General features: G+C 67.9%; 11 protein-coding genes and 1 pseudogene. 7 read left to right on the plus strand and 5 right to left on the minus strand.

What is annotated here, in order from left to right; all coding sequences use genetic code 11:
* Positions 1-162: 162 nt before the first annotated feature.
* From HUA75_RS40370 to HUA75_RS40380, 3 genes are read right to left on the minus strand one after another with little or no spacing between them, the layout of a single operon-like run.
* Positions 163-1,560, minus strand: coding sequence for a DUF1552 domain-containing protein (locus tag HUA75_RS40370; RefSeq protein ID WP_174489459.1), 1,398 nt, complete (start codon positions 1,558-1,560; stop codon positions 163-165).
* Between the two features lie 5 nt (positions 1,561-1,565).
* Positions 1,566-3,920 (minus strand): DUF1588 domain-containing protein, encoded by a 2,355-nt coding sequence (locus HUA75_RS40375; protein WP_174489460.1) that lies wholly within the window; start codon positions 3,918-3,920, stop codon positions 1,566-1,568.
* Positions 3,921-3,977: 57 nt separating this feature from the next.
* Positions 3,978-4,172 (minus strand): hypothetical protein, encoded by a 195-nt coding sequence (locus HUA75_RS40380; RefSeq protein WP_174489461.1) that lies wholly within the window; start codon positions 4,170-4,172, stop codon positions 3,978-3,980.
* 261 nt (positions 4,173-4,433) lie between these two features.
* On the opposite strand from HUA75_RS40380, the gene HUA75_RS40385 reads away from it, so the two are divergent.
* A complete protein-coding gene (locus tag HUA75_RS40385) occupies positions 4,434-5,258 on the plus strand; it encodes a helix-turn-helix transcriptional regulator (RefSeq protein ID WP_141647442.1) in 825 nt (274 codons plus the stop codon).
* Between the two features lie 36 nt (positions 5,259-5,294).
* Positions 5,295-5,912 carry a hypothetical protein gene (locus HUA75_RS40390; RefSeq protein ID WP_174489462.1) on the plus strand — a complete coding sequence of 206 codons (618 nt, stop codon included), beginning with the start codon at positions 5,295-5,297 and terminating at the stop codon, positions 5,910-5,912.
* A 173-nt stretch (positions 5,913-6,085) separates the two neighbouring features.
* On the opposite strand, the gene HUA75_RS40395 is transcribed toward HUA75_RS40390, so the two are convergent.
* Positions 6,086-6,616 (minus strand): hypothetical protein, encoded by a 531-nt coding sequence (locus HUA75_RS40395; protein WP_141647444.1) that lies wholly within the window; start codon positions 6,614-6,616, stop codon positions 6,086-6,088.
* 503 nt (positions 6,617-7,119) lie between these two features.
* Between HUA75_RS40395 and HUA75_RS40400 the strand changes: the two are divergent.
* A pseudogene (locus HUA75_RS40400) lies at positions 7,120-7,512 on the plus strand (lectin ESA-2); the annotation flags it as partial.
* Between the two features lie 387 nt (positions 7,513-7,899).
* On the opposite strand, the gene HUA75_RS40405 reads toward HUA75_RS40400, so the two are convergent.
* On the minus strand, positions 7,900-10,947 hold the full coding sequence (locus HUA75_RS40405; RefSeq protein WP_217446502.1) for a hypothetical protein: 3,048 nt from the start codon (positions 10,945-10,947) through the stop codon (positions 7,900-7,902).
* A gap of 487 nt (positions 10,948-11,434) precedes the next feature.
* On the opposite strand from HUA75_RS40405, the gene HUA75_RS40410 reads away from it, so the two are divergent.
* From HUA75_RS40410 to HUA75_RS40425, 4 genes are all read left to right on the plus strand, one after another.
* The gene (locus HUA75_RS40410; RefSeq protein WP_174489464.1) at positions 11,435-11,854 is read left to right on the plus strand and encodes a cytochrome c oxidase assembly factor Coa1 family protein; all 420 of its coding nucleotides are present in this window, start codon (positions 11,435-11,437) and stop codon (positions 11,852-11,854) included.
* A 393-nt stretch (positions 11,855-12,247) separates the two neighbouring features.
* Positions 12,248-12,766, plus strand: coding sequence for a cytochrome c nitrite reductase small subunit (gene nrfH / locus HUA75_RS40415; protein WP_174478970.1), 519 nt, complete (start codon positions 12,248-12,250; stop codon positions 12,764-12,766).
* A complete protein-coding gene (locus HUA75_RS40420; RefSeq protein WP_174489465.1) occupies positions 12,763-14,241 on the plus strand; it encodes an ammonia-forming cytochrome c nitrite reductase subunit c552 in 1,479 nt (492 codons plus the stop codon). Before nrfH ends, HUA75_RS40420 begins: the two co-directional genes overlap by 4 nt.
* A 320-nt stretch (positions 14,242-14,561) precedes the next feature.
* Entirely contained in the window at positions 14,562-14,984 is a 423-nt protein-coding gene (locus tag HUA75_RS40425; protein ID WP_174489466.1) for a hypothetical protein, read from the plus strand.
* Positions 14,985-15,107: the final 123 nt, after the last annotated feature.

Consider the following 15,107-nt stretch of genomic DNA (forward strand, 5'->3'; position numbering starts at 1 on the left):
GGCCACCCTCTCCATGCTCGCTGGCGCGAGTCCACTGCAGCCTGCCTTCACACTCGAGGCACCCGCGCGGCGCGGCTGGCACTCCACAAATGGAGGGGCACCGCGCCGCTTCCTGTTGGGCGCCCGTGGCGGTGTCACACCCGCCCAGCCCACTCTCGCGACTCAGCCATACAGCTCGCTCAGCGGTCCCGGCGCGATGCGCGTGCTGCCCTCTTGCCCGAAGGTGTTGAAGTCCGCGTCTCCGAACGCGTGGCCGAGCGTGTTGAAGAGGTTGGAGACCTGCCGGTTCCGGGCCGCGTCGTACTTCGGGTACACCACTGTGCGCCCGTCGGTCTTCAGGCCCAGCGCGTTGCCACCCACCACGAGCTTCGGCCACTCACGCGAGGTCGAGTGGTGCTGCTCGCCGTTGTCGGACATGAAGACAATCGCGGTGTGGTCCAGCATCGAGCCGCTCGCGCCGACCTCTGGCGTAGCGGCCAGCGTCCTCGCCAGGTTCGCCACCAACTGCACGTGCCGGCGGGTGACCTCCGCGACGCGATCCCAGTTCTGCCCGGCATCCAGGCCGTGCTGCAGGCTGTGTCGCGCGATGTCGGCCACGTCCGGGCCGTAGGCCACGTCAAAACCCGAGGTGCCCGTCGCCAGTACCACCGTGTTCGTCAGCCCACCCAGGAGGGATGCCGTGGCGATCTGGAACTGCGCCTCGAACCACTTCAGCGAGTCGGGCGGTGAGCCCGCGCCAGTGATGAGCGGGTTGTCCTTCGGCGCCAGCGGCAGGTAGGGCCGCACGCGGTCCGCCATGCCCGCGAGCTGATCCTCCCGCGTGCGCAGCGATTCGAGCGAGGAGAGGTAGCGCTCCAGTTTCAGCCGCTCGTTGGAGTTGCCGCTGAACTCCGCCAGCGCCTTGCGCGAGTCGGCCAGCGCGAAGTCGAAGAGCATCTTGCGATCACGCCCGTTCGTCGAGCCGCCGAGCAGCGAGCCGAAGGTGCTGTCGAACGCGAGCGACGGGTTGACGATGATGCCCGCGGGCTTGCGCGGTCCGAGCGCGCAGGTCTCGTACACAATCGACACGCGCGCGGAGCTGGTGCCCAGGCGCAGCACGTCGAACGGTGCACCACGACGCAGGCGAGGGGCGATCACCGCGTCGAAGGTCGCGCCCGCGCCGTTCACCGCGCAGCTCAGCCCGCCCGTCCCGCTGGAGTGCCCGCCGCCCGCGATGAGGCTCGAGAGCCCCAGCAGCACGGCGGAGCGGTTCACCAGGTCGATGTTGCCGGAAGACGCCGCCAGCGGCCCGAGGCTGATCGCGCTGGCGAGATTGTCGCCCTCACGCACCAGTGGCGTGTCCTTGTACGCGTCCCAGAAGAGGCGATCAGAGGTGTTGGCGCGTCCACCCAGCGCCGCGCGGGTGCCCGTGCTCAGGAGCGCGCGGGGGTAGACGCCATTGCATTCGAGGACCAGCACCAGACGCGCCGGCCGCGCTGACGACTGGGCGTAGACGTCGTGGAAGTAGGGCGCGAAGAGGCCGGCGGCCATGCCCTTCAGGACGGTTCGTCGCGAGAACATGGCAGTCACTCTCCAGCCTGCGGCACGCGCCGCGTCTTCCAGGTGTCACTGGTCATCAACGTGGTCAGCATCTTGGAGAACGAGCCGTTGTTCTGATCATAGGCCTGCTCCATTTGCGTCAGCGTGCAGGCGTCGCTCGGGTTCTCCGGGCGGCCCATGAAGTAGCGGAAGGCCTGTCGCATGAAGCAGCGTTTCACGTGCCGCGAGGTCGCCAGGCGCTCGCTCAGCTCCACCGCGTCGCGCACCGTGCCGTTCAGCGCGGGGTCCGGCATCGACGTGAGCGTCGAGCTTCCGTCCGGCGTAGTCCAGCCTCCGCTGGGCGAGTGATCCCGCGCGCGCAAGAAGCCCGCGTGATTGTAGATCTCGAAGGGAAGGCCGAGCGGCTCCATCAGGCGGTGACAGCCCTGACACTGCGATCCGGCGGTCGCCTCCTGCAGGCGGCGGCGCGCGTTCTTGTCGGCCGCGTGAGCGCCGACCTGGGCTGCCACCTGCACGCTGCTGAGCGGCGGGACGAAGCCGCACAGGAGGTTCTCTCGCACCCACTTGCCGCGATGGACGATGGATGGATCGTCCTCGAAGTTGCCGCCGTGCGCGGCCAGCCACACTGGGTGGGTCAGCACGCCCGCGCGCTCGGTGGCAGGCAGCGTCTTCCAGCGGCCCTCGACGGTCGCCGGGAGGATCTCGCTGACGTTGTAGGGGTGCGAGAGGCCCTTGTGCGAATCGTACGCCGCGTGCTGCATGGAGGGCACGTAGAAGGTGCGCGTGGTGAGCAGGTTCGCCAGCACGTCCTGATCCTCGACGACCACCCGTGCGATCAGATCGTCGAACTGCTGGATGAAGGTCGGCTCCAGCGGATGGAAGTTGGTGAGCAGGTTGTCGTACGAGACCGCGCTGATGTAGCCGAGCCCCTCGATTTCGAAGCGCGAGGTCGCCGCCGGAGACTCCTTGAACACCGCGGACACGTGCTCGTAGCCGAGCCACTCGCGGAAGAAGCCCGCGACGCCGTCACCCAGCCAGTACTGCCCGCGCTTGGAGCGCTGGTCCTCATTGTAGTCCTGCACCAGATCGAACCGCGGCGTCCCGTTCTGGTTGGCGTCGACTCCGCCCAGGTACTTCTCGATCAGGGCGGTGGTCGTCGCATCCTGCGTGAGCGAGCCGTCCTTCGCGGCGGTGGCCACGTCCGCCAGATGCCCCTCGAGGGGCGCGGAGTAGTGAGGGTACACGAAGCTCGGTGTGGCCGAGGGAGCCCGCCCCGCCAGCGCGTAGGCCAGCTGAGAGCCCAGCTCGAGGCTGGTCAGCTCCACGCGACCGTCGGCCGGCTCGCCGCCCATCTCGCGGCGGAACACGGCGCCGGTCATCATCCACGCGGCGTTGGAGATCCGCGTGATGGAGGCCGCGCGGTTTGTCGGGGAGTTGCTCGGCTCCTGCGCGATGACCTCGGTCGCGAAGGCGGTGAGGCGGGTGAGCTCATCCTCCGTGGGCGGGCGGAAGAAGACGCCGAACTCGAGCATCTGGCCGAGGTGGAAGCGCTTGCAGGTGTCGCTCGGGTTCGCGTCGACGAACATGCAGTTGAAGCGCCTGTCGGTGTAGACACGCTCCATCCGGTTGCCGTCCGGGTAGTTCATCGTCCACGGCGCGGCGGCCTCGCCGACCACCGGCAGGAAGAGCTCCACCGTGGCCTCGTCCAGCGTCTCGTCCGTGGCCCAGGAGCTGTACTGCTCGATGGCGCTGGGATCGAGCGGGTTGTCGTAGAAGCTGAACCCGGTCCAACTGCGCTCGACCGAGCCACCAACGTTGCGGGTGAACTCGCGCCGGTTCATGCGGCGGATGCGCGTCGACGCATCCGAGCGCACGCCCTCGGTGCAGCTGAAGAGCGTGGACTGATCGAGCAGGTTGGGCTCGGAAACCACCGTCACGGGTGGGCCGCCCGTGCCACTGCAGAGGGGCATCCCCTCCCCGATCCACGTCTCGAGCGCGGTGAGTTCGGCTGCGCTCGCGCGCGCATGCGGAGCCGGCGGCATCGGAGACGCGTCGTCGCGCATGCGGATGAGCGCACGCTGGGCGGTGCTGAGCCTCCCATCCATCGCCGAGCTCACCCGCATGTCGTGCAGGGTGCGCAGCGGCATCGTCGCCCCCTGGGTTGGCAGCGCGCCGTGACAGGTGGCGCAGCGATCGGCGAGCACCGACTGCACCACGCACGCGGCCCCCAAGCCCCCCCCGGGACCACCGGGCCCCCCGGGACCACTTGGCCCCCCGGGACCACCGGGGTTGTTGGGGTCTCCGGGGTCGGTGCCTGGCGTGATGGAGCCCTTGCACGCAACGAGGCTCAGCAATCCGGCCAGCAGGAGGATACGGTTCATACGGACAGTCTGAATCGGACGACCGGTGGGATAGCAAGCAGGTTCTGCCAATCGGGCTCAGACCTGACCGGGCGCCCCGTGGTACCGCCGGTTCAGCACGCGCTCGGCCACCCCGGAGTCCATCCCGCGCGGCGTGGCCGCCAGCACCGTGCAGAGGATTCTCAGGGGCGCGACCGTGAGCAGCACGCGACGACGCAGCAGGTCAAAGCTGGCGCGGCCACACAGCTGACGCTCGGGAAGGTTGAGCTTCATGATCTGGCCCTCGGACTGGACGCTGCCCCAGATGGGTCAGTGCAGCCCGGACGGCATCCTCGCGTCCCGTTGACAGGCCGCGCTCCCATCAGGTGTGTGGCAGGAGCCTGGGCCTGTTGGCTCGAGCCGCTCGGCCATCCGCTTCTTCGTGCTGGGGGCAGACCTGCTCGCGCGGCTGGACGTGGCGAAGGGCCAGCGCGCGACGCGTAGGCCTGCCGGAGGGCTTCACACGCGCCCCGCACAGGAGGATGGTGGAGTCCCATGGCCCAGTTGCTGACCCTCCTCGAGTCCGAGCAGTTCCGCGTGCTCGACTCGCGCTGCCGGCATCCGCGCGCGGGGCCCGCGGAGGAGCGAGGCGGGGACCCGGGACACCTGGTGCTGCTGCGCCGCGGCTGCTTCAGCTACCACCGGGGGCTGCGGCGCTTCGTCGCGGACCCCTGCACCGCCCTGCTGCACCACCCGCGCGTGGACTACCGGGTCGGCCATCCGGGCGCGGAGGGAGATGATGCGACGGTCATCAAGCTCGCACCGGAGCTCTTCGACGAGCTGTGGGGCCGGCGTGGCCCGGACCATCCAGAGCTGGGGCTGAGCGCCGCGGTGCACCTGCGCCACGCGCGCGTGTGTGCCGCCCTGCGCGACCCGCGCGGAGACCGGCTCTCGCGTGAGGAGACGGTGTTCGCACTGCTCGAGGTAGCCGCTTCGGACAGGCAGCGCGCGGAGGCCCCTGCGCGCGGAGACCGGGGCGCACGGCGCCGCACGGTCGGCCGCGTGCGCGCGCTGCTCGCGGCCCAGCTCTCGGCGAACCTCTCGCTCGACACCGTGGCGCAGGAGGCCCGCTGCTCACCCTTCCACCTCATGCGCCTCTTCCACGCGGAGACGGGGCTGTCCCTGCGCGCCTACCGCCGCCAGCTGCGGGTGCTCACGGCGCTGCAGCGGCTCGCGGAGGGCGAGCAGGACCTCGCGCGGCTCGCACTGGAGCTGGGCTTCTCGCACCACAGCCACCTCTCGCAGAGCGTGCGCCAGGTGCTGGGGAGCAGCCCCGCGCGCCTGCGTGCGGAGCTGCAGCAGGTCCGCGCAGGTTCCTGACAGCGGGGCGGCGCGCACGCCTCTAGCTTCGCGTGCATGAACCCCCTCCACCTGCTCCGGCCGCTGCTCTTCGCCTGCTTGCCCGCACTCGTGTTGTACCCACTCCCGGGGCTTGCCCAGGAGCGCGAAGCCTCTGCGCCTGCCCCGCGCGATGGCCAGCGCGACTTCGACTTCGAGATCGGCACCTGGCGCACGCAGCTGAAGCGGCGCCTGCGTCCGCTGACGGGCTCGAACACCTGGGTGGAGATGAAGGGGACCACTGTCGTGCGCAAGGTGTGGAACGGCCGCGGAAACCTCGTGGAGCTCGTGGCCGACGGCGAGGGTGGGCGATTCGAGGGCCTCAACCTGCGCCTGTACAATCCGCGGACGCGCCAGTGGAGCCTGCACTTCGCGAACAGCCGCGATGGCACCCTCGCCGTGCCGACCGTGGGCGAGTTCAAGGAAGGACGCGGTGAGTTCTACGCCCAGGAGCAACTCGACGGGCGCGCCATCCTGGTGCGCTTCGTCATCTCGAACGTGACGCCTACTTCCGTCCGCTTCGAGCAGGCCTTCTCGGACGACGGAGGCAAGACCTGGGAGGTGAACTGGATCGCCCAGGACACGCGGGTCGACGCGGCGGCCGGCAGGACGAAGCAAGGCGCGGGCACCGATTGAGGCAGCACGGCCGGCTTCCGAGGCGGGCCCTGCCGACCGAGGGCACGGCTGAGGATATGCGGGTGGAACATCATGAACGCAGGGCTGAAGCGACGTCGCCGCCGCCTCTGCCTCTTCTCCGACATCGAACACCCTTCCATCACATCAAGGGTGTCCATGGTGGCGGACGACGCTCAGTCCACACGGCGGCCGGTGAAGCTCACCCAATGGGTGCACGTGACGTTCTTGAAGTCTTCTGACACGGCGGTGGTCCGGACGTCGACGAAGCCCTTGATCCGGTCCGCTTCGAGCGAGTCACCCTCGATGAAAAAGCGCTGCACCGTGGTCCCGCTGCCGATGTCATCGAAGGTCTCTGAATTGAGATCCACGAACTGGTAGGGGCCGCTGTCGGACGAGGTGCCGTTGAGGACGAAGGGCGTCTCGATCGGCACATCTGTGTACCCATGGAGCAGGGCCCGGAAGAAGCCAGGGACCTCGATACGAGTGTCCGAGCGCTCTCCCGCGGTGATGGTCCACCGCTGCTGCGAAGAGACGTCCCAGGCGCGGCCGACGCCCTCGCGGCCGTTGTCGCAGACATAGGGCACGGCGCTCAGCTCGGCCTCGTTCATCTCGATGTCGTACACACTCTTCTCGAAGCCACACCCCGTCGACAGCCCCACCAGGGCGCCGATGGCTCCCAGTCCCGCGAACCTTGCCTTCATCATCCGATGTCTCCTCAATCCAGGCCCCTGCCCCAGCAGGCCCGAGCGACCCATGAGACCTTCTCCCCGGGATGGGATTCAAGAGGCCCCTTGAATCCCCATCACCCGACAATCATCCCCCTCCGACGAGGAGTCCCACCGATGCCGTTCTCCGGGTGCGGACGTCGCCTGTCGAGCGTGGCCTTCGCCAGCTCCCGCGCGGTGACCACCCCACAGCGGGTCAGGTGGCCAGCGCAGGGTGCTGGCCGTCACCAGGGCGCGATGGCCGAGACCTATGACGATGCCGCATTTCGCCCAGATACCCGGGACCTGAGGGCTAGACACAATCACATACCAATCGACCACACATCGACACTCGACGACTTTCACATCAATCCCAGGCGCTCACCGACTTATTCTCCGCGCACCCGAAGGCAGCCCAGCCGCCCCCGCCCGGACTGAAACCGCACTGAGGACTGCCCTTGGGCATCCGACCCACAAACAAAGGAATGCCAGGCATGTCTAATTACAAGGTCCAGAACCAATGGGGTGGCTCGTCGGCTCCTTGGAATCCGGGGGGCAACTGGGTGATTGGCGGCCGCGAGAAGCAGAACGTCGTCGCGATGAAGGTCACCTCCAGCGATGGCGGCCAGACGCTGACCGGGAGCATGACCTACAACGGCGAGGGGCCCATCGCCTTCCGCGCCACCCTCACCAGCCCGAACAACTACGTGGTGGAGAACCAGTGGGGTGGGCCGACCGCGCCCTGGAATCCAGGTGGCACGTTCGTCCTCGGCTCCCGGCAGGGGCAGAACGTCATCGCCCTCGACCTGACCTCCGGCAACAGCGGGGAGTCACTGACCGGGACCATGACGTACAACGGTGAGGGCCCCATCGGCTTCCGCGGCAACATGGGCTGACGCCGCACCCGATGACACTTCCCGGCGGGCCCACGTCCAGGGCCCGCCCCTCACTGAGTTGGAGTCCCCTGAAGGGCTCCCTCATGGAATCGTGGTCATGAGAGGCGATGGATACTTCCTGCAGAAGAACTGCATGAAGCCGCCATTGTTGATGTCGGCCTCCATGCGCTACTTGAAACGAGTAGGACTTGCCCGTGGAGTATGACACATCAGAGCGGTGGGGGCCCTGTTGACTGAGTCGGGAGATGCGAGGCAATCAACGAGCGTCGCGATCAACGGCTCACGAAGCGCCGCATCCTGAGGTCCACGGCTGGCTCCATGCCCCCCACAGGGCGCCCGATGCACGCGGCGCCCTGCCCCGACCGCTGCGTTCAGCGACGGCTCACCTCAGTGGACGCGACCCGCCGGCAGGTTGGAGGGCGGCGGGAAGCCAGGCACCGCGGGCCGGACCGATTCACTCGAACCCGAGAGCATCGACGTGCCCAGGGTTTCCATTGCCCGAGCGAGAGGATTCGCCGCGGGCACGCCACACACGAGCGACGTCATGTCCGCCTGGCGCCGAACCAGGTCCGCGAAGGTTCGCGTCACGGAGGGGTCGAACCGATCCGGAATGGGCCCAGACGTCACGAGGAAAGGAGACAAGGCCGACGACACTCCCTCGGCGCGAGGGTGCACGTGCAAGAAGACGGTGCCCGTCTCCCCTCCGTGACAGCCACTGCAGGTGTTCAACGAGAACTTGTGGCGCGCCTCGGTGGAGACCTGCGGCACGGCCCACGCGAAGTTGGGGAACGTAAACGCGGAGCCCGCGAGCAGGGGCTGGTTCTCGAAGAACTCCGGGACGGTGTGCGTCTCCGTGAGGATGGAGGACAGGTTCAGGTTGACATAGTCCCCCAGGGTGCGCGAGCCGTCCCAGAACAGGGTGGGCGAAAGCGCGACGTGCGCGGGCATCAACCCTCCGGGGCCCAGGTGGAACTCACGCAGCTCCCAGAGCGGCACCAACGCGTTCTCGTTGGTGCGGACCTGGTGGATGGCGCTGCCCAGGTGCGCGCCCCGCGCGACGAAGGACTTCGTGAAGCGGCTCGTGAGTGCCTCGAGCTTCTCGTTGTAGCCGGGGCTCCCGACACCGATGCGCCCCAACTCGTGCCAGTCCCGCGCCCAGCGCTGGAACTCATCCGGTGAGCCCCCGGGCAGGATGTATTCCAGGATGACGGTGAACGGCAGGGGATGGCCGCTGGGGTCCGTCACGCCGAACACGAAGCGCCCCTCGCCCGCGAACTCGCCCTCCTTGCGCAAGTCCATCCGGTTGACGATGGCCAGCAGACGGAACGGGGCCACGTTGAAGTCCAGGGAGGGTCCCGGCCCACTGCTGTTCTCCCACGGCTGCAGCACCATCGCCGCCATGTTGGGCCGCGCCCCGACCTCCGTCGCACCGATGAACTGGTCCGACATCCAGGTGGACAACCAGTCGCGCACCAGGTCCGACGGGTCCTGACCACCGTTCATCTCGCGCATGAGGTGACCGAAGGTCCACACACCGTCACCCGTGGTCCGCATGGGGTCATCGACCACGGACAGGTCGGTGATCATCAGCTCGGACGAGATGTCCACGCCACACGCCAACGGCGCGCACGCACTGGGGGACTCGCAGCCGTTGGCCGCGCTGCCATCACAATCGAACGTGCCCACCACACAGCCCAGCCCGCAGGTCCCCGCGCCGCACACGGCACGGGCAGACGGAGCGCCAGCGCACACGATGCCGCAGGCCCCGCAGTTCGCCTCGTCCGCGAGCAGGTCCCCCTCACACCCGTTGGCCGGATTCCCGTCGCAGTCCGCGAAGCCCATGTCGCAGCCCACCGGCACCGGAACACATGCGGAGCGATTGCCCACCACGTCGCGCGCATCCGCGAACAGCGGCCCGAGCCGCTGGCCCGGCGTCAGCGCCATCGTCACCGAGCCATCCACGCCCACCACGAAGGGACCCGATGGCGAGAACAGGGTGGCGCACGAAGCATCCCTGAAGAGCGTGACTCGCGAGTCCACCTCCCCCATCGCGCGGACCAGCCCCCCGCTAGCGTTCCCATCGACGGGAATGAATCCCGGCATGAACCGAGGCGCGGGAGGGGCGATGCCGTCGTGCCGGTAACTGATGGCCGTCGAACACGCCGACACGTTCCCCGCCGGGTCCACGGCCCGCGCGGAGATATCCGTCACCGTGTTGGCCGTGACAGTCACAGAAGCGGAGAACACGCCCGTGGAGGCATCCGCCAAGGCGCTCACCGCGACAGGCGCCACGCAGCCCGAGCCCTTGAAGACTTGAACGGTGCCCCCCTTCTCCGCAGTGCCGCGCACCTGAGGCGTGAGCGAGTTGCCTGGAGACACCGGCAGGAACCCCGTCAGCCCAGGCACCGCCGGGGCAATGCTGTCCTGCACGTAACTGATGGCGGTGGCACACGCCGACACGTTCCCCGCCAGGTCCACGGCCCGCGCGGAGAAGCTCGTCGTCGTGTTGGCTGTGACAGACACAGAGGCCGAGAACGCGCCCGTGGAGGCATCCGCCACGGCGGTCACCACGACCGGTGCCACACAGCCCGAGCCCTTGAAGACCTGAACCGTGCTCCCCTTCTCCGCGGTGCCGCGAGCCTGGGGCGTCAGTGAGTTGCCCGGTGACACGGGCTGGAAGTCCGTCATCACGGGCGCCGCCGGAGCCATGCTGTCATGCACGTAGCTCAGGGGTTGCGAGCATGCGGACACATTCCCGGAGGCGTCCGTCGCCGTGGCGGTGAAGACCGTCGTCGCGTTGGGATTCACGGGGACGACCGCCAGGAAGAGCTGCTCCGTTCCCGCGGTGACCGAGACCGATGGCGTCCCCGAGCAGTTGGCGTTGGGGTAGACGCGCACCGTCGACCCGGTCTCCGCGTTTCCAATCAGATTGGGGTTCGAAGTGGTGGACGGTGGGGCCGGGGTGAAGTGCGCGAGGACAGGCGCCGTGGGTGGCGTCGTATCCGGCAGACAGCCGAGCAGTTCGAGCCGCCCCATCGAGACGACCTCGATGCCCGCGCGCGAATCATTGTCATCCGTCACGTTGAGGCGGAACTTCGGATAGGTCGCGGAGGCCGCCAGGGTGTAGACACGGCGCTCCGTGCCCCCCCAGTTCACTTCGTTGGTTCGGGTATCCACCACCACCCACTGCGAGCCATTCCAGCCCTGGAGCGTCCAGGCCTTGGGCGCGCGAGACGTAAGCGAGCCATTCGAGAAGCGGATGGCGTAGCGGATGATTCGCCGCGGGCCGTCCGCCCATTCGTAGCCAATCCACGCGGGGCTCTGCTGTAGCCCGGAGATCCACATCGAGCCGGAGCTATCGACCTCATCGAATGCCAGCCAGGCCTCGTAACCGGGGCCAAAAGCCCCCGAGCGAGTCACGATGCCGACTGGCAACGTGCCGCTCGTCATCACAGGGACCTGGCTGCTCCCGCATGTGATTTCCTGGGACTGGTGGGCCAGGTCCGCGCGAGGCGCCTCCGGTGCGGCGCCCTCCTCCGGACCAGGTCGACATCCTGGAGCACACACCACAAACAAGGTGCCCACCATGAGCAAGCGCCGCCACGACTTCATGAATCGCATGTAACTCCCTCGGCCGTCGGCGGAGACCACGAGCCGTGCGGTCTGTCGCCACTTCGTGGTTCCACCCGGATGTCTACGCCGCCGAGACAGGCGTCTTGCGCGGGAAGGGCTCAATCCCCTCTACGGCGGGACGAAACCGTCGGGCCGAGGGATGAAGCCTCCCGGGCCCCATCTCCATCCCGGCCGCCATGTCGAGCGGGCGTGCCCATTCCCGCCCATCGGAGACTCGCCCTGCCCTTCCTCCCGAGACTGGATGGGAACGCGGTTGATGGCTCCGGATGTTGTGGAGGACACTGGGCAGATGCCTCGGCCCTCCTCGCGTCCCGTCAGCCTCTCGAAACGCGCGGTTCAAGGCGTGCTGGCGCTACTGGTCCTCACGGTGACCTATCAGGTGTACGACCGGATGAGGCTGCGCATGAGTGGCGCACCCCGGGCCGCGCTGGAGAAACTGGCGGCATGCGCGGAGGCTCGCAACCTGCTGGGCGAGCCCATCGACGCGGCGTGGTGGGGCTGGTCCTACGGCTACCTGAAGGTCCCTCGGAAAAGTCAGGCCTGGTCCGCGACCTCTGGCCGGGTGGACTGGCGAATGCCAGTGGCGGGGTCGACCGGTCGCGGAGTGCTCCACTTCCAGGGCGAGAAGATCAACGGCTTCTGGGTGCTGGAGGGAATCCTCGAGACCGAGGGCGCCGCGCTACAGACGCACGGGTGCGCGGCACTGTAGGGCTGACGTCGTCCCCTTCCACTCCCCGTCGACTCTCGCGAAAGCGCTGACACGGCATGAGCGCGCGCTCGGGGTTCCACGCGCATGAGTGAAGTCGCGTGGAAGGAACTGGAGCACGGGACGGAGCCTCTGCTCAAACGTCACGCCGCCGGTCCTCGCGGTAGATGCCGACGCGCGGGAGTCGGTCCATGAGAACGCACTCGCGAAAACGACGCGCCAGCGGCGCAAAGGCTGCGCGGCGCGCAAAGACTGCGCCGTAGCGCGCAAGTGTTGCGCGTCATCACGAAGCGCCGCGCCCGGAGCCACACTCCGGCAATCCGACAGGCCTCACCATCCGCACGCGACAGCAACATCCCACTTCCGCGTAGCACGAGCATTGCTAGGTTGCCCTGCGTGCCCTCCGCCTCCCGCACCGTGCTGGCCGTGATCCTCGGGATTGCCATCGGTGTGGCGGTTGGCCTCGGCGGCTTCACCTTCGTGTACGCGAAGGGCTCGTCCTACCTGCAAGACGACCCGGCCGCCTGCGCCAACTGCCACATCATGAACGAGCAGTACGAAGGCTGGCGCAAGAGCAGCCACCACGCGGTGGCCACCTGCAACGACTGCCATACGCCCGCGGGTTTCCTGCCCAAGTACTACACGAAGGCGAGCAACGGCTTCTGGCACTCCTACTACTTCACCACCGGCACCTTCCCGGACCCCATCCGCCTGCGTCCGGGCAATCGCGTGGTGACGGAGAACGCCTGCCGCAAATGCCACGGCTCCATCGTGGAGGCCATTGAAACGCCCCCCACGGGCCACGAGCAGGTGGCCCCCAGCGAACAACTGCAGTGCCTCACCTGCCACAACTCCGTGGGCCACCCCGAAGGTTCGGGGAACCCCGAGCTCATCCGTAAGGAGAATGCACGATGACCGAGCCCGAGAAGGCTCCGGAGAAGCGCCGACGCTTCAGCGGCACCAGACTCGTGGTCGCGGTCGCTGTGGCCGCGGCGCTGGCCTCGGCGGGCGTCACCGCGCTCCTGGTCAACATCATGGAGCGCAAGCAGGAGGCAAAGAACCCCTTCTACCGGGTGGTGGAACTCGACGACACCATCACCGACCCCGCCGTGTGGGGGAAGAACTTCCCGCTGCAGTACGACGGCTACAAGCGCACGGTGGACCAGCAGCGCACCCGCTACGGTGGCAGCGAGGCGGTGGCGCGCACGCCCACCCAGGCGGACCCGCGCTCGGTGGTGGCCCAGAGCCGGCTCGAGGAAGACCCGCGACTGGTCACCATGTGGAGCGGCTATGCCTTCGCCACCGACTTCCGGGAGGAGCGTGGCCACGCGCACATGCTCGAGGACCAGGTCTTCACAGAGCGCCAGCACGTAACGCAGCAGCCGGGCACCTGCATCCACTGTCACGGCAGCGTGTACGTCCCCTACAAGAAGCTGGGCGACGGGGACCTCATCAAGGGCTTCGAGAAGATGAACCAGATGCCCTTCGCCGAGGCGCGCAAGCTCGTGGAGCACCCGGTGTCCTGCATCGACTGCCACGACCCCACCACGATGCAGCTGCGCGTCACACGCCCTGGCTTCATCGAGGGCATCGCCGCGCTCAAGGCCAGCCAGGGCGTGCCTGACTTCCGCGTGAATGAGCACGCCACGCGCCAGGAGATGCGCACGTACGTCTGTGGGCAATGCCACGTCGAGTACTACTTCAAGGGCAAGGAGAAGCGCCTCACCTACCCCTGGGCCAAGGGCATCAACGTCGACCAGATCATGGCCTATTACGACGAGGACAGGCACACCGACTGGACCCACAAGCTCACCGGCGCGAAGGTCCTCAAGGCGCAGCACCCCGAGTTCGAGATGTACAACCAGGGCATCCACGCGAAGAGCGGCGTGGCCTGCGCGGACTGCCACATGCCCTACCAGCGTGAAGGGGCGATGAAGATCAGCGACCACCACGTGCGCAGCCCGCTGCTCAACATCAACCGCGCCTGCCAGACATGCCACAAGTGGAGCGAGGCGGAGCTGCTCGACCGCGTGGAGACCATCCAGACGCGCACCTTCGAGACTCGCAACATCGCCATGGACGCGCTGGTGGACCTCATCCACGACCTCGAGAGCGCACAGAAGGCGGGCCTCCCCGAGGAAGCACTGGCCAAGGCGCGTGACCTCCAGAAGCGCGCCCAGTTCTACCTGGACTTCGTGGAGGCGGAGAACTCCATGGGCTTCCACGCGGACCAGGAGGCGGTGCGCATCCTGAGCAACTCCATCAACTTCTCGCGCCTGGGCCAGAACGCACTGCGGCCCGGCGGTGGAGCCTCCACCGCGCCGAACCAGCGGCCCCCGGGAGCACCCAAGGCCACCGGGAGCGAGGGCACGCGGCAGGGCTCCAGGTAGCCACGGGTTGACGCACCTCCGGTGGCGGCAAGGCCATCTCCGTCTTCGTGAACGAAAAGGGCATCACGAAGAACGTGCCTGGCACCACGCCGGACCGGTGGTTCCCGAGACCCGGGCAGCTTCCGACGCGGCGGACAAACGCGTCCTCGAAACCCGGCAGGACACGTCCGAGCACTCCACGGGCCAAAGGAGAAGCCGCTCCATCTTCTTCCGACTGGACGGAGGGCCCCTTGAGCATCGGCCCGCTGAGCGGGGACTGCATGTAGCGTCGGCCAGTTGGCGCCGCCCGACAGAACGGCACTTGGATTAGACTGACGGCCATGAACCGTCAGACATCGCGACGCCGCTGCTTGCTGGGGTTGACCGTCATCGTGCTCACCACGGGCTGCGCCAGCTACAAGAGTGACATGGAAAACCTCTGCCACTCCGTGGAGCGCTCGAAGGCCCGCGACCTGCCCATCAAGGAGGAGGACGTCCTGACCATCGCGGCATCCTGGGCCGGCGAGCGCGCTCGCTCCGAGGACGGCCTGGCATTGCTGAATGCGGTCGCCTATGTCGAGCCCGGGAGCAAGGGCCGGGTCATCCGGGATGCAGCGAAGGATGCGGGAGTCTTGAACTGCCCGTTCGCCGATGAACTTGAAGCCTCCGTCCTCGCGGACCGGGCGCAGCGGGAGCGTAAGGCGCTGCTGCGCGAGCAAGCGCGGTCAGCGAAGGAGCCCACCGCGCCGACGCCGGCGCCCTAAACCAGAGTTCGTGATTCTCGAACGGCCTCAGACGGCACGCCTGAGGTCGGCTCGGCGCAGGGATGGACTGGCAGAGCGTTGGGCGTTGCGAGCAGCGAGGTAGGCATGCACCCGCACCATGAG

The organism is Myxococcus sp. CA040A, assembly GCF_013336725.1.
GTDB lineage: Bacteria > Myxococcota > Myxococcia > Myxococcales > Myxococcaceae > Myxococcus > Myxococcus llanfairpwllgwyngyllgogerychwyrndrobwllllantysiliogogogochensis.

Coding starts and splice junctions, on each gene's coding strand:
- HUA75_RS40370 (WP_174489459.1), bottom strand. CDS start 1,560: ATGTTCTCGCGACGAACCGTCCTGAAGGGCATGGCCGCCGGCCTCTTC.
- HUA75_RS40375 (WP_174489460.1), bottom strand. CDS start 3,920: ATGAACCGTATCCTCCTGCTGGCCGGATTGCTGAGCCTCGTTGCGTGC.
- HUA75_RS40380 (WP_174489461.1), bottom strand. CDS start 4,172: ATGAAGCTCAACCTTCCCGAGCGTCAGCTGTGTGGCCGCGCCAGCTTT.
- HUA75_RS40385 (WP_141647442.1), top strand. CDS start 4,434: ATGGCCCAGTTGCTGACCCTCCTCGAGTCCGAGCAGTTCCGCGTGCTC.
- HUA75_RS40390 (WP_174489462.1), top strand. CDS start 5,295: ATGAACCCCCTCCACCTGCTCCGGCCGCTGCTCTTCGCCTGCTTGCCC.
- HUA75_RS40395 (WP_141647444.1), bottom strand. CDS start 6,616: ATGATGAAGGCAAGGTTCGCGGGACTGGGAGCCATCGGCGCCCTGGTG.
- HUA75_RS40410 (WP_174489464.1), top strand. CDS start 11,435: ATGCCTCGGCCCTCCTCGCGTCCCGTCAGCCTCTCGAAACGCGCGGTT.
- HUA75_RS40420 (WP_174489465.1), top strand. CDS start 12,763: ATGACCGAGCCCGAGAAGGCTCCGGAGAAGCGCCGACGCTTCAGCGGC.
- HUA75_RS40425 (WP_174489466.1), top strand. CDS start 14,562: ATGAACCGTCAGACATCGCGACGCCGCTGCTTGCTGGGGTTGACCGTC.